Origin of the sequence: Tabrizicola soli, from assembly GCF_015999335.1 — a bacterium.
GTDB classification, from domain to species: Bacteria; Pseudomonadota; Alphaproteobacteria; order Rhodobacterales; family Rhodobacteraceae; genus Tabrizicola; species Tabrizicola soli.
Genome location: NZ_JAEACP010000003.1, coordinates 45,108 through 61,728 on the forward strand (window position 1 = coordinate 45,108; position 16,621 = coordinate 61,728).

General features: G+C 68.1%; 16 protein-coding genes. 7 read left to right on the plus strand and 9 right to left on the minus strand.

Annotation, left to right across the window (positions count from 1 at the left end; genetic code table 11):
• Positions 1 to 66: 66 nt before the first annotated feature.
• Positions 67 to 1,893, plus strand: a complete 1,827-nt coding sequence (locus I7S92_RS03395; protein ID WP_197642074.1) for a M3 family oligoendopeptidase — start codon at positions 67 to 69, stop codon at positions 1,891 to 1,893.
• The gene (locus I7S92_RS03400) at positions 1,890 to 2,900 is read left to right on the plus strand and encodes an HNH endonuclease (protein ID WP_197642075.1); all 1,011 of its coding nucleotides are present in this window, start codon (positions 1,890 to 1,892) and stop codon (positions 2,898 to 2,900) included. Before I7S92_RS03395 ends, I7S92_RS03400 begins: the two co-directional genes overlap by 4 nt.
• 28 nt (positions 2,901 to 2,928) lie before the next feature.
• Here I7S92_RS03400 and I7S92_RS03405 read toward each other — a convergent pair whose 3' ends face one another.
• The 9 genes from I7S92_RS03405 to I7S92_RS03445 all read right to left on the minus strand — a co-directional run bounded on the left by I7S92_RS03405 (position 2,929) and on the right by I7S92_RS03445 (position 11,864).
• Positions 2,929 to 3,375, minus strand: a complete 447-nt coding sequence (locus tag I7S92_RS03405; protein WP_197642076.1) for a baeRF12 domain-containing protein — start codon at positions 3,373 to 3,375, stop codon at positions 2,929 to 2,931.
• 91 nt (positions 3,376 to 3,466) lie between these two features.
• On the minus strand, positions 3,467 to 4,450 hold the full coding sequence (locus I7S92_RS03410; RefSeq protein ID WP_197642077.1) for a Gfo/Idh/MocA family protein: 984 nt from the start codon (positions 4,448 to 4,450) through the stop codon (positions 3,467 to 3,469).
• Positions 4,451 to 4,494: 44 nt separating this feature from the next.
• Positions 4,495 to 5,112, minus strand: coding sequence for a class I SAM-dependent methyltransferase (locus I7S92_RS03415; protein WP_197642078.1), 618 nt, complete (start codon positions 5,110 to 5,112; stop codon positions 4,495 to 4,497).
• A gap of 89 nt (positions 5,113 to 5,201) precedes the next feature.
• A complete protein-coding gene (pssA, locus tag I7S92_RS03420) occupies positions 5,202 to 5,948 on the minus strand; it encodes a CDP-diacylglycerol--serine O-phosphatidyltransferase (RefSeq protein WP_197642079.1) in 747 nt (248 codons plus the stop codon).
• Between the two features lie 2 nt (positions 5,949 to 5,950).
• Positions 5,951 to 6,643 (minus strand): phosphatidylserine decarboxylase, encoded by a 693-nt coding sequence (locus I7S92_RS03425; protein WP_197642080.1) that lies wholly within the window; start codon positions 6,641 to 6,643, stop codon positions 5,951 to 5,953.
• A 125-nt stretch (positions 6,644 to 6,768) separates the two neighbouring features.
• Entirely contained in the window at positions 6,769 to 7,665 is an 897-nt protein-coding gene (gene rpoH / locus I7S92_RS03430; protein ID WP_197642081.1) for an RNA polymerase sigma factor RpoH, read from the minus strand.
• A gap of 158 nt (positions 7,666 to 7,823) precedes the next feature.
• Positions 7,824 to 9,803: a potassium transporter Kup gene (locus I7S92_RS03435; RefSeq protein ID WP_197642082.1), complete on the minus strand. Its 1,980-nt coding sequence runs from the start codon at positions 9,801 to 9,803 to the stop codon at positions 7,824 to 7,826.
• A 428-nt stretch (positions 9,804 to 10,231) separates the two neighbouring features.
• The gene (locus I7S92_RS03440; RefSeq protein ID WP_386002290.1) at positions 10,232 to 10,558 is read right to left on the minus strand and encodes a YjhX family toxin; all 327 of its coding nucleotides are present in this window, start codon (positions 10,556 to 10,558) and stop codon (positions 10,232 to 10,234) included.
• A gap of 232 nt (positions 10,559 to 10,790) precedes the next feature.
• On the minus strand, positions 10,791 to 11,864 hold the full coding sequence (locus I7S92_RS03445; RefSeq protein WP_242070057.1) for an RluA family pseudouridine synthase: 1,074 nt from the start codon (positions 11,862 to 11,864) through the stop codon (positions 10,791 to 10,793).
• Here I7S92_RS03445 and I7S92_RS03450 point away from each other — a divergent pair.
• From I7S92_RS03450 to I7S92_RS03470, 5 genes are all read left to right on the plus strand, one after another.
• A complete protein-coding gene (locus tag I7S92_RS03450) occupies positions 11,863 to 12,183 on the plus strand; it encodes a DUF6476 family protein (RefSeq protein ID WP_197642083.1) in 321 nt (106 codons plus the stop codon). The genes I7S92_RS03445 and I7S92_RS03450 overlap by 2 nt on opposite strands.
• Before the next feature lie 113 nt (positions 12,184 to 12,296).
• A complete protein-coding gene (locus I7S92_RS03455) occupies positions 12,297 to 13,745 on the plus strand; it encodes an amidase (protein WP_242070058.1) in 1,449 nt (482 codons plus the stop codon).
• Positions 13,746 to 13,787: 42 nt separating this feature from the next.
• Positions 13,788 to 14,885, plus strand: coding sequence for an ABC transporter ATP-binding protein (locus tag I7S92_RS03460; RefSeq protein ID WP_197642084.1), 1,098 nt, complete (start codon positions 13,788 to 13,790; stop codon positions 14,883 to 14,885).
• On the plus strand, positions 14,885 to 15,802 hold the full coding sequence (locus I7S92_RS03465) for an ABC transporter permease (protein WP_197642085.1): 918 nt from the start codon (positions 14,885 to 14,887) through the stop codon (positions 15,800 to 15,802). Before I7S92_RS03460 ends, I7S92_RS03465 begins: the two co-directional genes overlap by 1 nt.
• Positions 15,795 to 16,598, plus strand: a complete 804-nt coding sequence (locus tag I7S92_RS03470) for an ABC transporter permease (RefSeq protein WP_197642086.1) — start codon at positions 15,795 to 15,797, stop codon at positions 16,596 to 16,598. The genes I7S92_RS03465 and I7S92_RS03470 overlap by 8 nt, the downstream gene beginning before the upstream one ends.
• The last annotated feature ends 23 nt before the right edge of the window (positions 16,599 to 16,621 follow it).

A 16,621-nucleotide genomic window follows, 5' to 3' on the forward strand; every position in this document is an offset into this window, starting at 1 on the left:
CGCGCTGCCCTTGCGCTTCCCGCCCCCTGCCCCCTAGATGAACCCTGACCTCATTCGGAGAAGCCCATGACCCTGCCCCTGCCCCAGCCCGTTTTCGACGCGAATGCCACCGGCAGCGGGTTCGGCGACCTGCCCGACTGGGACCTGACCGATCTCTATCCCGCGCCCGACGCGCCGGAATTCGCCCGCGACATGGCCGAGCTCGACCGCGCCTGCGCGGCTTTTGCGGCAAGCTACGAGGGCAAGCTCGCAAGCCTGGACGCGGCCGCACTTCTGGCCTGCGTGCAGGAATACGAACGCATCGACGTGATCGCCGGCAGGCTCATGTCCTACGCGGGCCTGCGCTACTACCAGAACACCATCGACCCCGAGCGCGCCCAGTTCATGGGCAACGCACAGGACCGGGTGACCGACGCCACCACGCCGCTGGTCTTCTTCAGCCTCGAGTTCAACCGGCTGGACGACGACCATCTTGCGGGCCTCCTGGCCGCCGATGCCGGGCTCGCCCGCTACAGACCCGTCTTCGACCGGATGCGCGCGATGCGGCCGCACCAGCTGTCGGACGAGCTGGAAAGGTTCCTGCACGACGAAAGCGTGGTCGGCGCCAGCGCCTGGAACAAGCTCTTCGACGAGACCATGGCGGGCCTGATGTTCCAGGTCGAGGGCGAGCCGGAAGAACTGAACCTGGAAGCCACGCTGAACCTCTTGACCGATCCGGTCCGTTCGCGGCGCGAGGCGGCGGCCCATGCGCTGGCCGGGGTCTTCCGCAGGAACGTCAAGCTCTTCGCCCGCATCCACAACACGCTGGCCAAGGAAAAGGAGATCCACGACCGCTGGCGCAAGATGCCGACGCCGCAGCATGGCCGGCACCTCTCCAACCACGTCGAGCCCGAGGTGGTCGAGGCCTTGCGCAATGCCGTGGTCGCGGCCTATCCCAAGCTTTCGCACCGCTACTACCGGCTGAAGGCGAAATGGATGGGGCTGGACAAGCTCCAGGTCTGGGACCGCAACGCCCCCCTGCCGATCGAGACGCCGAAGATCGTGGACTGGGCCGAGGCGCGCAGGACGGTGACCGAGGCCTATGCCGCCTTCGATCCCCGGATGGCCGATCTGGCGAAACCCTTCTTCGAGAAGGGCTGGATCGACGCCGGCGTGAAGCCCGGCAAGGCCCCCGGCGCCTTCGCCCATCCGACGGTGACGACCGTCCATCCCTATGTGATGCTGAACTACCTCGGCAAGCCGCGCGACGTGATGACGCTGGCGCATGAGCTGGGCCACGGCGTCCACCAGGTGCTGGCGGCGGGTCAGGGCGAGCTTCTGGCCTCGACCCCCCTGACGCTGGCCGAGACGGCCTCGGTCTTCGGCGAGATGCTGACCTTCCGCAAGCTCCTCGACGGCGCCAGGACACCCGCCGAGCGGAAGACCCTGCTGGCCGGCAAGGTCGAGGACATGATCAACACCGTCGTCCGCCAGATCGCCTTCTACGACTTCGAATGCAAGCTGCACGCCGCCCGCGCAGAGGGGGAACTCACCCCCGAGGACATCGACGCGCTCTGGATGTCGGTCCAGGCTCAGTCGCTGGGCGACGCCTTCGAGTTCATGGACGGGTACGAGACCTTCTGGGCCTATATCCCCCACTTCGTCCACTCGCCCTTCTACGTCTATGCCTATGCCTTCGGCGACGGGCTGGTGAACGCGCTCTATGCCGCCTATGCAGGCGGGCTGCCGGACTTCCAGGAGAAGTATTTCGCCATGCTCAAGGCCGGCGGGTCCAAGCACCACAAGGAACTGCTGGCCCCCTTCGGCCTCGACGCCAGCGATCCGAAGTTCTGGGACAAGGGCCTGAGCATGATCGCCGGCTTCATCGACGAGCTGGAGGCGATGGAGGGGTGAGGCGGGCGGAGGTCCTTGCAAAGGCACGGGAACTCGCTGCGCTTTACAGCACCAACCGCGCGCGCGCATCGAGACATCTGAAGAACAGCACCGATTTCATCGCGGCGGAAGGGCCGTTTCCCTTCGTCCCCCTGCACCGCGTCATCACGGGACTGCACCGGAAGGACATGCTCGCCGACAACCTCCCGAGGCAGGAACTGGCACGTCACCATCCACGCCTGACCGAGGCAAGCTATGTGGCGCTGCGCGACGGCGCCTCGGGCTTTGAAGAAGCGTGGCAAGCCTACCTTGGCTCGTTGGCTGCCTTGGGGGTTTCCGACCCGTCGAAGGGTACGCCGTCATCGCGGGCGGTGCGGGTCTTCTACGTGCCGACCGCTGCGGAGCCCCGACACGAGGCGGTCCTTCTGGCCATGGACCAGGTGTCGCGGCATGGGCTGCCCGAAGGGTTCGGTGCCGCCAAGGTCTGGTTCGTGCAGCACCCGGATACGGGTGAGTTCCTGCCCGCCAAGGCGGTCTGGGGCCAAGCGACCGGACTGCGCGCGTCCGATTTCAATGCCCATCACGCCCGCGACAAGTTGCGCGCCTTGGACTTCCATGTTCCAGGACCGGACGATCCAGCGGCCGATCTGGCGCTCTCGCCCCAGGAACTGGTTGCGCGCACTGTCTTCACCGAAGGTGCCGTGCATCAGATCACCACCAACAGCCGCGAACGCAGCCCCGAGGCGCGGCGGGAGGCCGAGGCGTATTGGCGAAACCTGCGCGGCGGGCTGATTTGCGAAGGCTGCGAGATCGATTTCGGCCGGACCTACGGGCTGCGCGGGGAGGGCTTCATGCACTTCCATCACCGCAATCCACTTGCTGCCGCCGAAGGGGTGCGTGAAGTGGACGGGGCGCGCGATCTGGTGCCGCTCTGCCCAAACTGCCATGCCATGGTGCATCGCGGCGAGGCGCTTCTCGAGATCGAGGAACTGCGGGCGCTTCTGGGCAAGCCTCCGCGCCACGGATGACGCCGGCCCGACTTTCTTCCCTCGCCTCTCAGTCCCCCGACAGTTCTCCCGGCAGATCGGCGAAATGCGTGGGCAGGTCGTGGACCGCGACCCGGATCAGGTCCTTGGGCATCTCGGCCGCCACATGCGCGGCCAGCGCCTTCGGGAGCTGGTCGCGCAGCTCGCCCAGCATCCTGGGACCGGCGGCGATGACGATACGGTCGGCCTTGCCCTTGGCCCATTCCTTCTCCAGCGCCTCCAGCGCGTAGCAGGCAAAGCGGCGGCGCTCCTCGGCCTCATGCGCGCCGGGCTCGGTGGTGTTGAAGGAAATGCCGCCGGACTGGCCTCGGCTGGGGGGCGGGGCGTCGCGGCCATGCACGTCGGGATAGTCGTCGGCCTTGCGATGGGCGATCTCGGCCAGTTCGGACCGCGCGCCCCGCAAGAGGCGGAAGTCGCGGTCGGCGGCCAGAAGGTAAAGGGTTTGCGTGGGTTTCATCGCCGTCTCCTTGTCCGCTGCGGCTGGCCCGGCGCCAGCCCGATGATTTAGCCATAGACACGCCGCCTGCGGCGCCGATGCAGGTCAAGCCTCAGATCTCGACCGCCACCTCGTAGACCCGGTCCATCATCGCCTGCGTTCCCCGCACGAATTCCAGCGGACAGGGCCAGGCCGCGCCTTCGCGGACCGAGCGGCCGAAGGCCTCGACCTGCAGCCGGTACTGGTTCACGGCGGGGAAGCGGTCCACGGTGACGCGGTTGCCGTTCCGGTGCAGCTCCACTTCGGCCAGGTCATTGACGTTGGCATTGAAACAGCCGCCCTCCAGCCGGATCATGCCCCTGCTGCCCTGGAAGGTCGCCACCTGCCGGTTGTACATCCGCATCGAGGTCATCGAGCCATAGGTGAAGCGCCCGCCCGGCCCCTCCATGATCGCGGCCACCTGGGCAAAGACATCCACCCCGTTCTCGCGCCGGATCCGGGCCGAGACCTCCGCGGGTTCCGCCCCGGTGACGAAGCGGGCGCAGCCGAAGGTGTAGACGCCGATGTCGCGCAGCGCGCCGCCGCCGGTTTCCGGCCGGTTGCGGATGTTGCCGCCGTCGGTCAGGTTGAAGCTGAAGGCCACGTCGGCATGGACCAGCTCGCCGATCTCGCCGGACTGGAGCCATTCCCTCGCCCGCTGCCATTGCGGGTGGTGGACGATCATGTAGGCTTCGGCGGCCAGAAGGCCCGAGCGGTCGCGGGCGGCGATGATCCGGTCGATCTCGGGCGCGGCAAAGGCGATGGGCTTTTCGCACAGCACATGCTTGCCCGCCGCCAGCGCCTTCAGCGTCCAGTCCCCATGCAGATGGTTCGGCAGCGGGATATAGACCGCGTCGATGGTCGGATCGGCCAGCAGCGCCTCATAGCTGCCATGCAGCGCGAGGCCGGGACAGAAGGCGCGGAACCCCTCGGCCTTGGCCGGGTCCGAGGTCGCCAGCGCCGCGAATTCCGCCCCCTCGGCGGCATGGATCGCGGGCGCCATATGCTCGCGCGCGAAGCGGGCGGCGCCAAGGACGCCCCATCTGACAGGTTTCATCGCTCTCCCCCAAGTTCCTGGCCAGTCTGACCAGAGCCGGGACGTTATTCAAGTCGCCGGAAGCGCAGATAGGTCATCAGATCCAGCGGGCGGATCTGCAGCTGTTCCACCAGTTGCAGCTTGGGATGGCCCAGCACCCGCCCGATCGCAAAATCCGAGTGCCAGCCCAAGAGGTTCGCCAGCGGCGCGGCCAGCCGTTCGGCCAGGGACCAGCCCCCCGCATGGTCGGCGAAATGATTGGCGATCAGGACCGAGCCGCCCGGCCGGCAAAGGCGCACCATCTCGGCCAGCACGGCCTCGGGGTCGGGGACCACCGACATGATGTGCATGGCCGCCACATGGTCGAAACTGGCATCGGGCAGCGCCACCTGCGTCGCGTCCATCTGGTGCAGGCCCGCGACATTGCGCAGGCCGCGCTTCGCCACCTTGGCCCGCGCCTCGCGCAGCATGTCGTCGGACAGGTCGATGCCGGTCACGCTGACATGCGGCTGGTAGAATTCCAGCGCCAGCCCGGTGCCGATCCCGACCTCGAGCACGGATCCGCCAAGCGCATTCACATGCCGCGCGGCAAGGATGCGGCCGCCCTGGGTGATCCGACCGAAGGTCAGGTCATAGATCGGGGCCCAGCGGCGATAGCTGCGACGGATGGCCTCTGCTTGCATGCGCATGATTCCCTTTGGATTTCCACCACAGAGTGCGCATTCTACCGGGGGATGCAAGGCAAAGAGGCGATAGGGCCGGGAGGCAGGCCTTATGCCGCCGGGCGCTGGAGGTTGCGCAGGAACAGCCAGAGGATCGCGCCGAGATAGGCCAGCGAAAGCGTCAGCAGCGTCACCCAAGGGTAGGTCAGCAGTGCCGCGACCACGACCACAAGGCCCACCAGCACATAGCGGGCATGGTCGGTCGAAACCTTGATCCGCTTCAGCGAGGGCGTGCGGACCCGGCTGATCATCAGCGCCCCGATCGCCACCATCCAGAGCGCCACCAGCTGCGGCGGCAGGACCACCGCGTGATCCAGCGCCAGCACCAGATACATCGGCACCAGCGCCAGCATCGCCCCGGCCGGCGAGGGCACGCCGATGAAGACGGTCTTCTCGGCCGGCTCGCCCTCGACCCGCGAGCCGACGTTGAACCGCGCCAGCCGCAACATGCAGCAGACGGCATAGACCAGGACCGCGATCCAGCCGAGACTCGTCTCGGCCCGAAGACCCCAGAGATACAGCACCAGCGCCGGGGTGACCCCGAAGTTCACGAAGTCGCACAGCGAGTCGAGCTCGGCCCCGATCGCGCTTTCCGACCTCAGCATCCGCGCCAGCCGTCCGTCCAGCCCGTCCAGCGCCGCCGCCGTGCCGATCAGCAGGATCGCCAGGCCGAAATTCCCGGCAATCGCGAAGCGGATCGCGGTCAGCCCCGAGCACAGCGCCAGGATCGAGACGAGGTTCGGCAGCAGCTTCAGCAGCAGAAGCTCGCGCGGGGGGTCGGTGGGCGTGCGCGGCATCGTCACTCGATCCGGGCGGCGCGGGCCGGAGCGTCCTGGCCGATCAGCGCGATCACCGTCTCGCCCGCGACCATGGTCTGGCCCAGCGCGACCTGCGGCGCCACGCCCTCGGGCAGGTAGACGTCAAGCCGGCTGCCGAAGCGGATCAGGCCGAAGCGCTCGCCGGTGCGGACCGCATCGCCGGGCTTCTTCCAGCACATGATCCGCCGCGCGACGAGGCCTGCGATCTGCACCACGGCTATCTTGCGGCCATCCGCCATCTCGATCGCCAGCGCATTGCGCTCGTTCTCCTCGGACGCCTTGTCGAGCGAGGCGTTGAAGAACTTGCCCGGCCGGTAGGCGACGGCGGTCACCTGGCCCGCGATGGGCGCGCGGTTCACATGGCAGTTAAAGACCGACATGAAGACCGAGACGCGGACCAGCGCCTGCGGCCCAAGGCCAAGCTCGGCCGGGGGCACCGCCCGCTCGATCAGGCTGACCACCCCGTCGGCCGGGCTGACCAGAAGCCCCGCGTTCTCGGGCACGGCGCGGCGCGGGTCGCGGAAAAAATAATAGCACCAGACGGTAAGGCCCAGGCCCAGCCAGCCCAGCGGGTCCCAGATCCAGAACAGGACCAGCGTGACGGCCGCGAAGACGGGAACGAATTTCCACCCCTCGGGGTGCATCGGCTTGAGGAAGGTGTCGATCATGCGCATGGGCGCTTCCCTAAACCCGGCAGGGTCCGGGATCAACGAAAACCCGCCGGGCGCGAGACGGAGTCCGCAAAAACTCCGGACCGGAGCCGTCGAGGGCCCGGTCCGGTTTCTTCCGGGAAACCGGCTCAGGCCGGGATCACCATCCCCTTGCCCTTCGCCAGCTCGCGCATCTTCGCCTGCAGCTTTTCGAAGGCGCGGACCTCGATCTGGCGAATCCGCTCGCGGCTGACGCCGTAGTTGGTCGACAGATCCTCCAGCGTGACCGGATCCTCGGACAGGCGGCGCTGGGTCAGCACGTCCTTCTCACGGTCGTTCAGCACCGAAAGCGCCTCGGCCAGCAGGGCGCGGCGGGTGTCCAGCTCGTCCTTTTCCTCATAGGCCCCGGCCTGGTCGCTGTCCTCGTCCTCCAGCCAGTCCTGCCATTGCGCCGAACTGTCGCCATCCGAGCCCACCGTCGCGTTCAGCGACGCGTCCGAGCCCGAGAGGCGGCGGTTCATCGCGATGACCTCCTCCTCGCTGACGGACAGGTCCTTGGCGATCCGGGCCACGTTCTCGGGGCGCAGGTCGCCCTCCTCCAGCGCGCCGACCTTGGCCTTGGCCTTGCGCAGGTTGAAGAACAGCTTCTTCTGCGCGCTGGTCGTGCCCAGCTTCACCAGGCTCCAGGACCGCAGGATGTATTCCTGGATCGAGGCGCGGATCCACCACATCGCATAGGTGGCCAGCCGGAAGCCCTTTTCCGGATCGAAGCGCTTCACCGCCTGCATCAGGCCGACGTTCGCCTCGCTGATCACCTCGGCCTGCGGCAGGCCATAGCCGCGGTACCCCATGGCGATCTTGGCCGCCAGCCGCAGGTGGCTGGTGACCAACTGGTGCGCAGCGCCCGCGTCCTGGTGGTCGACCCAGCGCTTGGCCAGCATGTATTCCTCTTCCGGCTCCAGCAGCGGAAACTTCCGAATCTCCTGGAGATAGCGGTTCAAGCCCTGTTCCGGGCTCGGTGCGGGTAGGTTCTGATAGGTGCTCATCTCGCCCCCTGTTCGCCCGGTGCGTCAGCGCCCCCGGGAATGGAGATAACCTAAAGTAACCAACCATTCCTTGCAAGGGGCTTCTTCCCAACGCGCAAGGCCAGTTTAGGCTCCCTTCCAGCGGGTTGCAGCCATGTGACGGCCGGGTCACGCGATTGTCAGATCGCCACCCTCTCGCCCAGTTCGACCACGCGGCCGCGGGGAAGGTGGTAGAACTCGGTCGGGTCCGCGGCCATGCGCGACAGCGCGACGAAGACGCGGTCCAGCGCCAGCTCCAGGCCCTTCCCCGTCGCCACCGCCCGCCTGCGGCCCAGGAAGAAGGTCGAGGCCATGACGTCGAACTTCAGCCCCGCCCGCCGGGCATGGGCCATGGCGCGGCTGACATTCGGCGTCTCCATGAAGCCGAAGCGCAGCGTCAGGCGCAGGAAGCAGCCGCCCAGCATCTCGACCGAGGCGCGCTCGTCGGCGGTGGCATAGGGCACGCGCAGGGTCTCGACGGTCAGGAAGACGGTCTGCTCGTGCAGGACGCGGTTGTGCTTGAGGTTGTGCAGAAGCGCCGAGGGCACGACCTGCGGATCGCCGGTCAGGAAGAAGGCGGTGCCGGGGATCACGTTGACGCTGGAGTTGCGCATCATCCGCACGAAGGAATCGACCGGGATCGCCAGCTTCGCCACCCGCGCCCGCATGGCCTGGGTGCCGCGCCACCAGCACCACATCAGGAACCCGACGACGACCGCGATCAGCACCGGCACATAGCCGCCATCGCCGATCTTGGCCAGGTTCGAGGCCAGGAACACCGTCTCGACCGACAGGATCGGCAGGACCGCCAGGGCGGCGATCGGCGCGCGCAGCCGCCCGGTCCGCGCCAGGTAGAGCGCGCCGAGGATCGTCGTCAGCACCATGGTCCCGGTCACCGCGATCCCGTAGGCCGAGGCCAGCGCGCTGGACGAGCCGAAGGCCAGAACCAGCCACAGCACCCCCCAGAGCAGCAGCCAGTTCACCGCCCCAATGTAGATCTGCCCGCTCTGCCCCTCGGCCGTGTGCCGGATCCGCAGGCGCGGCAGGAAGCCCAGCTGCACCGCGCCCCGCGCCATCGAGAAGGCGCCCGAGATCACCGCCTGGCTGGCGATCACCGTGGCGGCGGTGGCAAGCATCACCAGGACCGGCAGCCCGGCCTCGGGGGCAAGGCCGAAGAAGCTTTCCTCGGCCTGTTCCGGATGGGCCAGCACCATCGCCCCCTGGCCAAGGTAGTTCAGCACCAGCGCCGGCAGGACCAGGGCGAACCAGGCCAGCATGATCGGCCGCCGCCCGAAATGGCCCAGATCGGCGTAAAGCGCCTCGCCCCCGGTCACGGCCAGGAAGATCGCGCCCAGGACGACGAAGGCGACGCCGGGATGGTCCAGCAGGAAATCCACGCCCCAGACGGGGCTGAAGGCGCGCAGCACCTCGGGCGTCTCGCCCAGATGCCACAGGCCCAGCCCCGCCAGGGTCAGGAACCACAGCACACAGGCCGGGCCGAAGAACAGCGCCACCCGCGCCGTCCCGGTGCGCTGGACGGCAAAGAGCGCGACCAGGATGCCCATGGTCACTCCCAGCACCCAGGGCTCCAGCGCCGGCAGGACGAGTTCCATCCCCTCCACCGCCGACAGGACCGAGATCGCCGGCGTGATCGCCGCATCCCCGGCGAAAAGCGCCGCGCCGCCCAGCGCCAGCAAGAGGACCGGAACCGAGCGCCGCCCCGTCGCCAGCCGCACCAGCGTGTAAAGCGCCAGGATCCCGCCCTCGCCCCGGTTGTCGGCGCGCAGAAGGAAGAAGACATATTTGACCGTGACCACCAGGATCAGCGTCCAGATCAGCAGGGACAGGATGCCCAGCACCTCGGCCTGGCCCGGAACCGCCGCGCCGGTGGCGCGCAAGGCCTCGCGAAAGGCATAGATCGGCGAGGTGCCGATGTCGCCATAGACCACGCCGATCGCGCCAAGGCTGAGCGCGGCAAGGCCCTGCCGGTGCGTCGCATCGTCGTGGATGTCCGAAGCAGCCTCCTGCTCGGACTTCAGGTAATCGGCGATGTCCAGCGCCTCGTCGTCGAGCAGCGGCAAGGCAGGCTGGACGTCCCGCGGAATCGGGTCGTGTATCATGGCTCACCCTCGGGTGCTGGTCCTGATGCGGATGGGGGGTTGGGTCGGCTCATCCGGCTGACGATGCGCCGCAGGTCCTGCGGGTTCGGTCCGGGTCCCCCCTGGCAGGAGGGGTGCGCTTGGCTCCGATGCCGTTACCGACTCGTGCGTCGGCGTCGAGCATCGGTCTAGCCCGATAACGGCCGCGTGACAAGATGCTGCACCTGCACGATGGCGAAATCTGGCTTGCAGGCAAGCCGGGGCGGGACCGTCCCGCCGACCCAGGCGGGGGCAACTCCGGCTGCCAAACCTCTGCGCCGCTTCGGTTTTCAGCCACAAGCCGGCCCTGATGCCCTGCTGGTCCCGTTGCGCCCCGCCGCGGCACGGACGATCCGCTCCGGAAGCCCGGAAGCAGCCGCCCGTCCGCCGCCGGGCTGTCCGTCGCCCCCCTAACCCTGATTGTCCAGCTGCGCCCGGACCGACAGCCGCCCCAGCCGCGAGATGCGGTAGGGCCCGCCGCCTTCCGAGGCGATGAGCCGCTTCCGGCGCAGGCGCTGGAAGATGCCCAGCGTGCAGTCGGACAGGATCAGCCCGTCGCGGGTGACGCAGAGGATGTCACGGGTCTTGCTCCCGCTGCGGAAATGGTCGATGCGCCCGCCGAGGGCGAGGACGTGCAGCACCCGCTGCTCGCTCCGTGAGATGTTCATCCGGGATGGTCCGTCGTCTGTAGCCATGCCGAACCGCACGAAGGCCAGGGCGCTTCGGCGGTCGTTCATGTCATCCGGTGGCACCCCGACTCAGGGGGCGCGGATGACGTCAGCAGGCGGATACAGTCTCGGACATAAGGCGCACTCCATAGGCCGGAACAGGCCGGCGCGATTGCCAGAGTAAGGTGAGGCGACCTCCCTTGCAACCGCTTCGGCCGCCCGGTGGCAAATCTTTAAGAATCCTTACCGCCAACAGCCAAGCCATTGAAAGCATTCATGAGAAAAACCTGTCCACGCGTGGTCAGCCCGCGCCCTGGCCCGCCCGCAGGGCCTCGATCAGGCCGGCCATGTCGGAGGGCAGCGGAGAGGAGAACTCCAGCCGCTCCCCCGTCACCGGATGGTCGAACCCCAGCGTCGCCGCATGCAGCGCCTGCCGGGGGAAGGCATTGCCCAGGACCGCCCCCTGCCCCAGCGCGGACCCGAGCCGTTTCTTGCCGCCATAGGTCTGGTCCCCCACCAGCCCGTGCCCGGCATAGGCGAGGTGGACCCGGATCTGATGCGTCCGCCCGGTTTCCAGCCAGCATTCGACCAGCGCGGCCTGGGTTCCGAAGGCCTCGGCCACCCGGAAGCGGGTGACGGCGTGGCGGCCCTCCTCCCAGACCACCGCCTGCCGCTGCCGGTCGGTGCGGTGCCGGGCCAGGTTGGTCGCGATGCGCAGCACCCCTCCCGCCTCGGCCGTCACCCCGCGCAGGCCGCGCAACCGGGGATCCGAGGCCATCGGCACGCCATGCACCAGGGCAAGATAGCGGCGGGTGACGGAATGTTCCTCGAACTGCCGGGCAAGGCCATGATGCGCCCGGTCGGTCTTGGCCACGACCAGAAGGCCCGAGGTGTCCTTGTCGATCCGGTGCACGATCCCCGGCCTCCGCGCCCCGCCGATGCCCGAGAGGCTGTCGCCGCAATGATGCAAGAGCGCGTTCACCAGCGTCCCCGAGGGTGTGCCCGGCGCGGGATGGACGACCATTCCCACCGGCTTGTCGATCACGATCAGCTCGGCATCCTCCCAGACCACGCGCAGCGGGATCGCCTCGGGCAGGGTCTCGATTCCGGCGGCCGGGTCGAGGCGAAGGCTGTAGATCTCGCCCCCGGCCACCTTCGCCTTCTGGTCGGTCACCGCCACCCCGTCGCGGCTGACCGCGCCCTCGGCGATCATCCGGGCCAGGCGCGAGCGGGAAAGGGACGCCCCCTCTGGCACGGCGGCGGCAAGCGCCTTATCAAGGCGGCCAGGGGCATCCGGGCCGATGGTCACGGTCAGGACGGTGGCCTCGTCGCCCGGCCCATCCTGGTCCCCGTCCTCGTCGAAAGGCATCTCCATGTCCGATCCCGCCACGCCTGAAGCCCCCGATCCGGCCCTGCCGCCCAGCCTGCGGCTTCTGAAATGGCTGGTCATCGTGCTGACGCTGACGATGATCGGCGGTGTCATAACCGTGGTGGCCCTGCTTGTCACCCGGATGCCGCAGGCGCTGGGGACACCCGCCCCCAGCCTGCCCGAGGGCTTTGCCCTGCCCGATGGCGCCAGGGCGCAGGCGGTGACCTTCGGCGAGGGCTGGATCGCGGTGGTGACGGCGGATGACCGCCTTCTGGTCTTCGGCCGCGACGGGCGGCTGCGGCAGGAGGTGGCGCTGGAACCCTGACGCCGCCGCCCGAGAGCATTTGCGAAAAGAGCAAGGGGACCGGCCGGAACGACCTTCGGAGGCGGTAAGGGTTTGACCTTGCCGGCGCGGGGCGGCAGGGTTCGGACAGCAATATGGGGGATGCGATGATCGGCGATCTGGGCGCGGCGGATGCGACGGAACTGGCGGGACTGGTGGCAAAGGGCGAGGTGAGCCCCTCGGAACTGCTGGACGCGGCGCTGGCGGCGGTCGAGGCGCGGAATCCGGCGATCAATGCCGTCGTCCTGGTGCAGGAGGAGGTCGCGCGCCGCTCGATCGCCGAAGGGCTGCCGGTCGGGCCGTTCCGGGGCGTGCCGTTCCTGATCAAGGACCTTGGCGCCGAGGCGAAGGATTTCCCCTCGCACAACGGCTCGCGCCTGTTCGCCAATACGACCTACGGGCAGGACTCGGCGATCTTCGAGCGGATGAAGGCGACGGGCCTGGTGACCTTCGGCCGCACCACCAGCCCCGAGGGCGGCGTGGGCACGGTGACGGAAGCGGCGGTCTATGGCGGGCCGACGCGCAACCCGTGGAACCTCGACCACACCTCGGGCGGGTCCTCCGGCGGGGCGGGCGCGGCAGTGGCGGCGGGGATCGTCGCCATGGCGCATGGCTCGGACGGGGGCGGGTCGGTCAGGATTCCGGCCTCGTCCTGCGGGCTCTTCGGCTTCAAGCCCACCCGTGCGCGGCTGCCGGACGGGCCCTATGCCGGCGAGGGCTGGGCGGGGATGGCGATCGACGGGTTCCTCACGCGCTCGGTCCGCGACACGGCCGTGATGCTGGACGCCTGCGAGGGGCCGGACCTGGGCGCGCCCTATGTGGCGCCGCCCTTGGAGCGGGGCCATGCCGCCGCGATCAGCCGCCCGCCGCGCCGCCTGCGGGTGGCGATCTGCGACACCACGCTGACGGGCGAGCCGATCCATCCCGAGGTGGCCGAGGCGGTGCGGGCGACCGGGAGGCTTCTGGAATCGCTCGGCCATGTCGTCGAACCGGCGCGGCCCGCTGTGGACGTGCCGATGATGATGCGGGCCTGGACCGATATCGTCGGCGTCGGCACCGCCCTGTCGATCCGCTCGAAGCTCGGCGACCGCCCGCCGCGCGCCGATGAGGTGGAGGGGGTCAGCCGGGGCGCATGGGCACATTCGCAGACCCTGCATCCGACGCGCTATCTTCAGGCGGTGGGCGAAATCCACGCTTTCGGTCGGCAGATGGCGGGCTTCTTCGACAAGGGTCCCGATGTTATTCTGACCGCCACGCTGGCGGAGCCCCCGGCAAGGGTCGGCCGCTTCACCCCGACGACCGAGGACTATGTCGCCTATCGCACCGGGCCGCAGGGAATCTTCGCCTATTCGCCGTTCTGCGCGGCGTTCAATGCCAGCGGACAGCCCGCCGCAAGCCTGCCGCTGGACTGGTCGTCTTCGGGCCTGCCGATCGGCGTCCATCTCGCCGCCGCCTTCGGCCAGGATGAAACCCTGATCGCCTTGTGCGCAGAGGTTGAGCGCGCCGCACCCTGGGCGGGAAAACGGGCGCCGATGGCGGCATGAGGGGAAGGAATCGCTTGTCACCCTGCGATTGCCCGTCCCAATATGATCAAATGGGGACGAAACAGGGGTGCGGCCGTGGCCGGTGACGTGACGATCTCGGCACGCAATGTCGTGAAGGCTTTCGGGCAGGGCGCCGCCACCGTGCGGGCGCTGGACGATGTCTCGGTGGATATCCGGCGGGGGGAGTTCTTCACGCTCCTCGGCCCCTCGGGTTGCGGCAAGACCACGCTGCTGCGGCTGATCGCCGGGTTCGAGATGCCGACCGAGGGCACGATCCTGCTGGACGGGGCCGATATCACCACCCTGCCGCCGAACCGGCGGCCGGTGAACACGGTGTTCCAGTCCTATGCGCTGTTTCCGCACCTGACCGTGGCGCAGAACATCGCCTTCGGGCTGGAGATGCTGGGCAAGCCCGGATCCGAGGTGAAGGCGCGGACGGCGCAGATGCTGGCGCTGGTCAAGCTGGAGGCGATGGCGGGGCGCAAGACCAGCCAGCTTTCGGGCGGGCAGCAGCAGCGGGTGGCGCTGGCCCGCGCGCTTGCGCCGCAGCCGAAGGTCCTGCTGCTGGACGAGCCCCTGTCGGCGCTGGACCTGAAGCTGCGCAAGGAGATGCAGATCGAGCTGAAGCGCCTGCAGACCGAGACCGGGATCACCTTCATCTTCGTCACGCACGACCAGGAAGAAGCCCTGACCATGTCCGACCGCATCGCGGTGATGAGCGCGGGCAAGATCCAGCAGGTCGGCAGCGCGAAAGAGATCTACATCCACCCGAGGAACCGCTTCGTCGCCAGTTTCATCGGCGAGACCAATTTCCTGACCGGCACCGCCGAGGATGCGGCGCTGCGCCTGCCGACCGGCGAGCGGATCGACGCGCCGGGCCTGCGCGCGGGCGGGACCGCAACGGTGATCGTGCGGCCGGAACAGCTGCGGCTGGGCGCGCCGGCCGACGGCGGGCTGCAGGCGAAGGTCAGGACGCTGGTCTATTTCGGCACCGACACGCATTGCCACCTGTCGCTTGCCGACGGAACGGACATCGTCGCGCGGCTGCAAAGCCCGGCCTCGGGCGAGGCGGGGCTGAGCGAGGGCCAGGCGGTCGGCATCCGCTTCGCCGACGGCGCCGTGCAGCGGGTGGAGGACTGATGAGCTCGGCCGAGGAAAACGCCGTCAGGACTTCGGCCCGCAACGGCTGGCTCCTGTCCGTCCCGGCGCTGATCGTGCTGGCGCTGGCGGCCTCGGGGCCGCTGCTGATCGTCGCCGTGTATTCGTTCCTGTCGCCGGGTCAGTACGGCAACGTCGTCTGGGACTTCTCGCTGGACGGTTGGCGGGGGATCCTGTTCACCAAAGACATCTTCAGCGAAGAATATCTTCTGGCTGACGCCCATCTCACGATCTTCTGGCGATCGGTCTGGCTGTCGCTGACGACCACCGCGATCACCTTCCTCGTGGGCTTTCCGACGGCCTGGTTCATCGCGACCCAACCGCCGGGCCGTCGCCCGATGTGGCTGTTCCTGATCACCATCCCGTTCTGGACCAACCTGCTGATCCGAACCTTCGCGATCAACGAGATCATCCGGACCGAGGGTCTGCTGAACCAGCTGCTTCTGGGGATCGGACTGATCGGATCCCCGCTGCAACTGCTTTATACCGACACCGCGGTGCTGATCGGGATGACATATGTCTACCTGCCGCTGATGGTGCTGCCGCTTTATGCCGCCATCGACCGCTTCGACATGCGCCTCCTCGAGGCGGGCTACGACCTTTACGCAAGCCGGTGGCAAGTGCTGCGCCGGGTGATCCTGCCCATCGTGAAGCCCGGTATCGTCGCGGGTTCGATCCTGGTTTTCGTGCCGGCACTCGGGGCCTATGTGACGCCCCGTGTGCTGGGTGGCGGAAAGAACATGATGATCGGCAACTTCATCGAACTGCAATTCGGCCAGGGACGGAACTGGCCGCTGGGTGCCGCATTGTCGATGACGCTGCTGGTGATCGTGATGGGAGCGCTCTTGTTCTATGTCCGCTCGATGAGCCGTCAGGACCGGGGCACCGACAATGGCTGACCGCAGCTTCTCGCCCTCGCGCATCCCGGGCTTTGCAACCGTCGCCGTGCTGGCCTTCGTCGCGCTTTACCTGCCCATCTTCACCCTGGTCGCGTTTTCGTTCAACGCGGGCCGCGCCGTGAACCAGTGGGAGGGGTTCTCGCTGCATTGGTACGGGGTCGCCTGGTCGAACACGGCCGTCCAGGATGCGACCATGCGCTCGCTCCTCATCGCGGTGATGGCCGCGCTGATCTCTACCCTTGTCGCGACGATGGCCGCGCTTGGCACCACGCGGCGTCGGCGGTTCAGGGGGCAGACCTTCATCTACGCGATGATCAACCAGCCGCTGATGGTGCCCGAGATCGTCACTGCCGTCGCGCTTCTGATCTTCTTCGCCGGGATCAAGGTCGCCACCGGCTATCAGGGCCTCGGCTACCTGATCCTGGCGCATTCCGCCTTCTGCATACCCTTTGCCTACCTGCCGATCCGTGCGCGCCTGGAAGGGATGGATCTGGCGCTGGAAACCGCTGCCGCGGACCTCTACGCAACCCCGTGGCGGATCTTCCGGCGCGTGACCCTGCCGCTGATGGCGCCGGGGATCATCGCCGGCGCGATGCTGGCCTTCGTCATCTCGCTCGACGATGTCGTGATTACCGAGTTCGTCAAGTCCGGCGGCCAGGATACCCTGCCCACCTACATGCTGGGCCAGCTTCGCCGCGGCGTGACGCCCGAGGTGAATGCGATCTCGACCATCCTGCTCGGCCTGACTGTCGTCCTGCTGACCGTCTTTTTCTTGCTGACGCGAAACCGCGACTGAAAGACCTGCAAAACCACACCAGG

Excerpts from the sequence above, each read along its gene's own strand:
- I7S92_RS03395 (WP_197642074.1), top strand. The coding sequence starts at position 67 with ATGACCCTGCCCCTGCCCCAGCCCGTTTTCGACGCGAATGCCACCGGC.
- I7S92_RS03405 (WP_197642076.1), bottom strand. The coding sequence starts at position 3,375 with ATGAAACCCACGCAAACCCTTTACCTTCTGGCCGCCGACCGCGACTTC.
- I7S92_RS03410 (WP_197642077.1), bottom strand. The coding sequence starts at position 4,450 with ATGAAACCTGTCAGATGGGGCGTCCTTGGCGCCGCCCGCTTCGCGCGC.
- I7S92_RS03415 (WP_197642078.1), bottom strand. The coding sequence starts at position 5,112 with ATGCAAGCAGAGGCCATCCGTCGCAGCTATCGCCGCTGGGCCCCGATC.
- pssA (WP_197642079.1), bottom strand. The coding sequence starts at position 5,948 with ATGCCGCGCACGCCCACCGACCCCCCGCGCGAGCTTCTGCTGCTGAAG.
- I7S92_RS03425 (WP_197642080.1), bottom strand. The coding sequence starts at position 6,643 with ATGCGCATGATCGACACCTTCCTCAAGCCGATGCACCCCGAGGGGTGG.
- rpoH (WP_197642081.1), bottom strand. The coding sequence starts at position 7,665 with ATGAGCACCTATCAGAACCTACCCGCACCGAGCCCGGAACAGGGCTTG.
- I7S92_RS03435 (WP_197642082.1), bottom strand. The coding sequence starts at position 9,803 with ATGATACACGACCCGATTCCGCGGGACGTCCAGCCTGCCTTGCCGCTG.
- I7S92_RS03440 (WP_386002290.1), bottom strand. The coding sequence starts at position 10,558 with ATGAACGACCGCCGAAGCGCCCTGGCCTTCGTGCGGTTCGGCATGGCT.
- I7S92_RS03450 (WP_197642083.1), top strand. The coding sequence starts at position 11,863 with ATGTCCGATCCCGCCACGCCTGAAGCCCCCGATCCGGCCCTGCCGCCC.
- I7S92_RS03445 (WP_242070057.1), bottom strand. The coding sequence starts at position 11,864 with ATGGAGATGCCTTTCGACGAGGACGGGGACCAGGATGGGCCGGGCGAC.
- I7S92_RS03455 (WP_242070058.1), top strand. The coding sequence starts at position 12,297 with ATGGGGGATGCGATGATCGGCGATCTGGGCGCGGCGGATGCGACGGAA.
- I7S92_RS03460 (WP_197642084.1), top strand. The coding sequence starts at position 13,788 with ATGATCAAATGGGGACGAAACAGGGGTGCGGCCGTGGCCGGTGACGTG.
- I7S92_RS03465 (WP_197642085.1), top strand. The coding sequence starts at position 14,885 with ATGAGCTCGGCCGAGGAAAACGCCGTCAGGACTTCGGCCCGCAACGGC.
- I7S92_RS03470 (WP_197642086.1), top strand. The coding sequence starts at position 15,795 with ATGGCTGACCGCAGCTTCTCGCCCTCGCGCATCCCGGGCTTTGCAACC.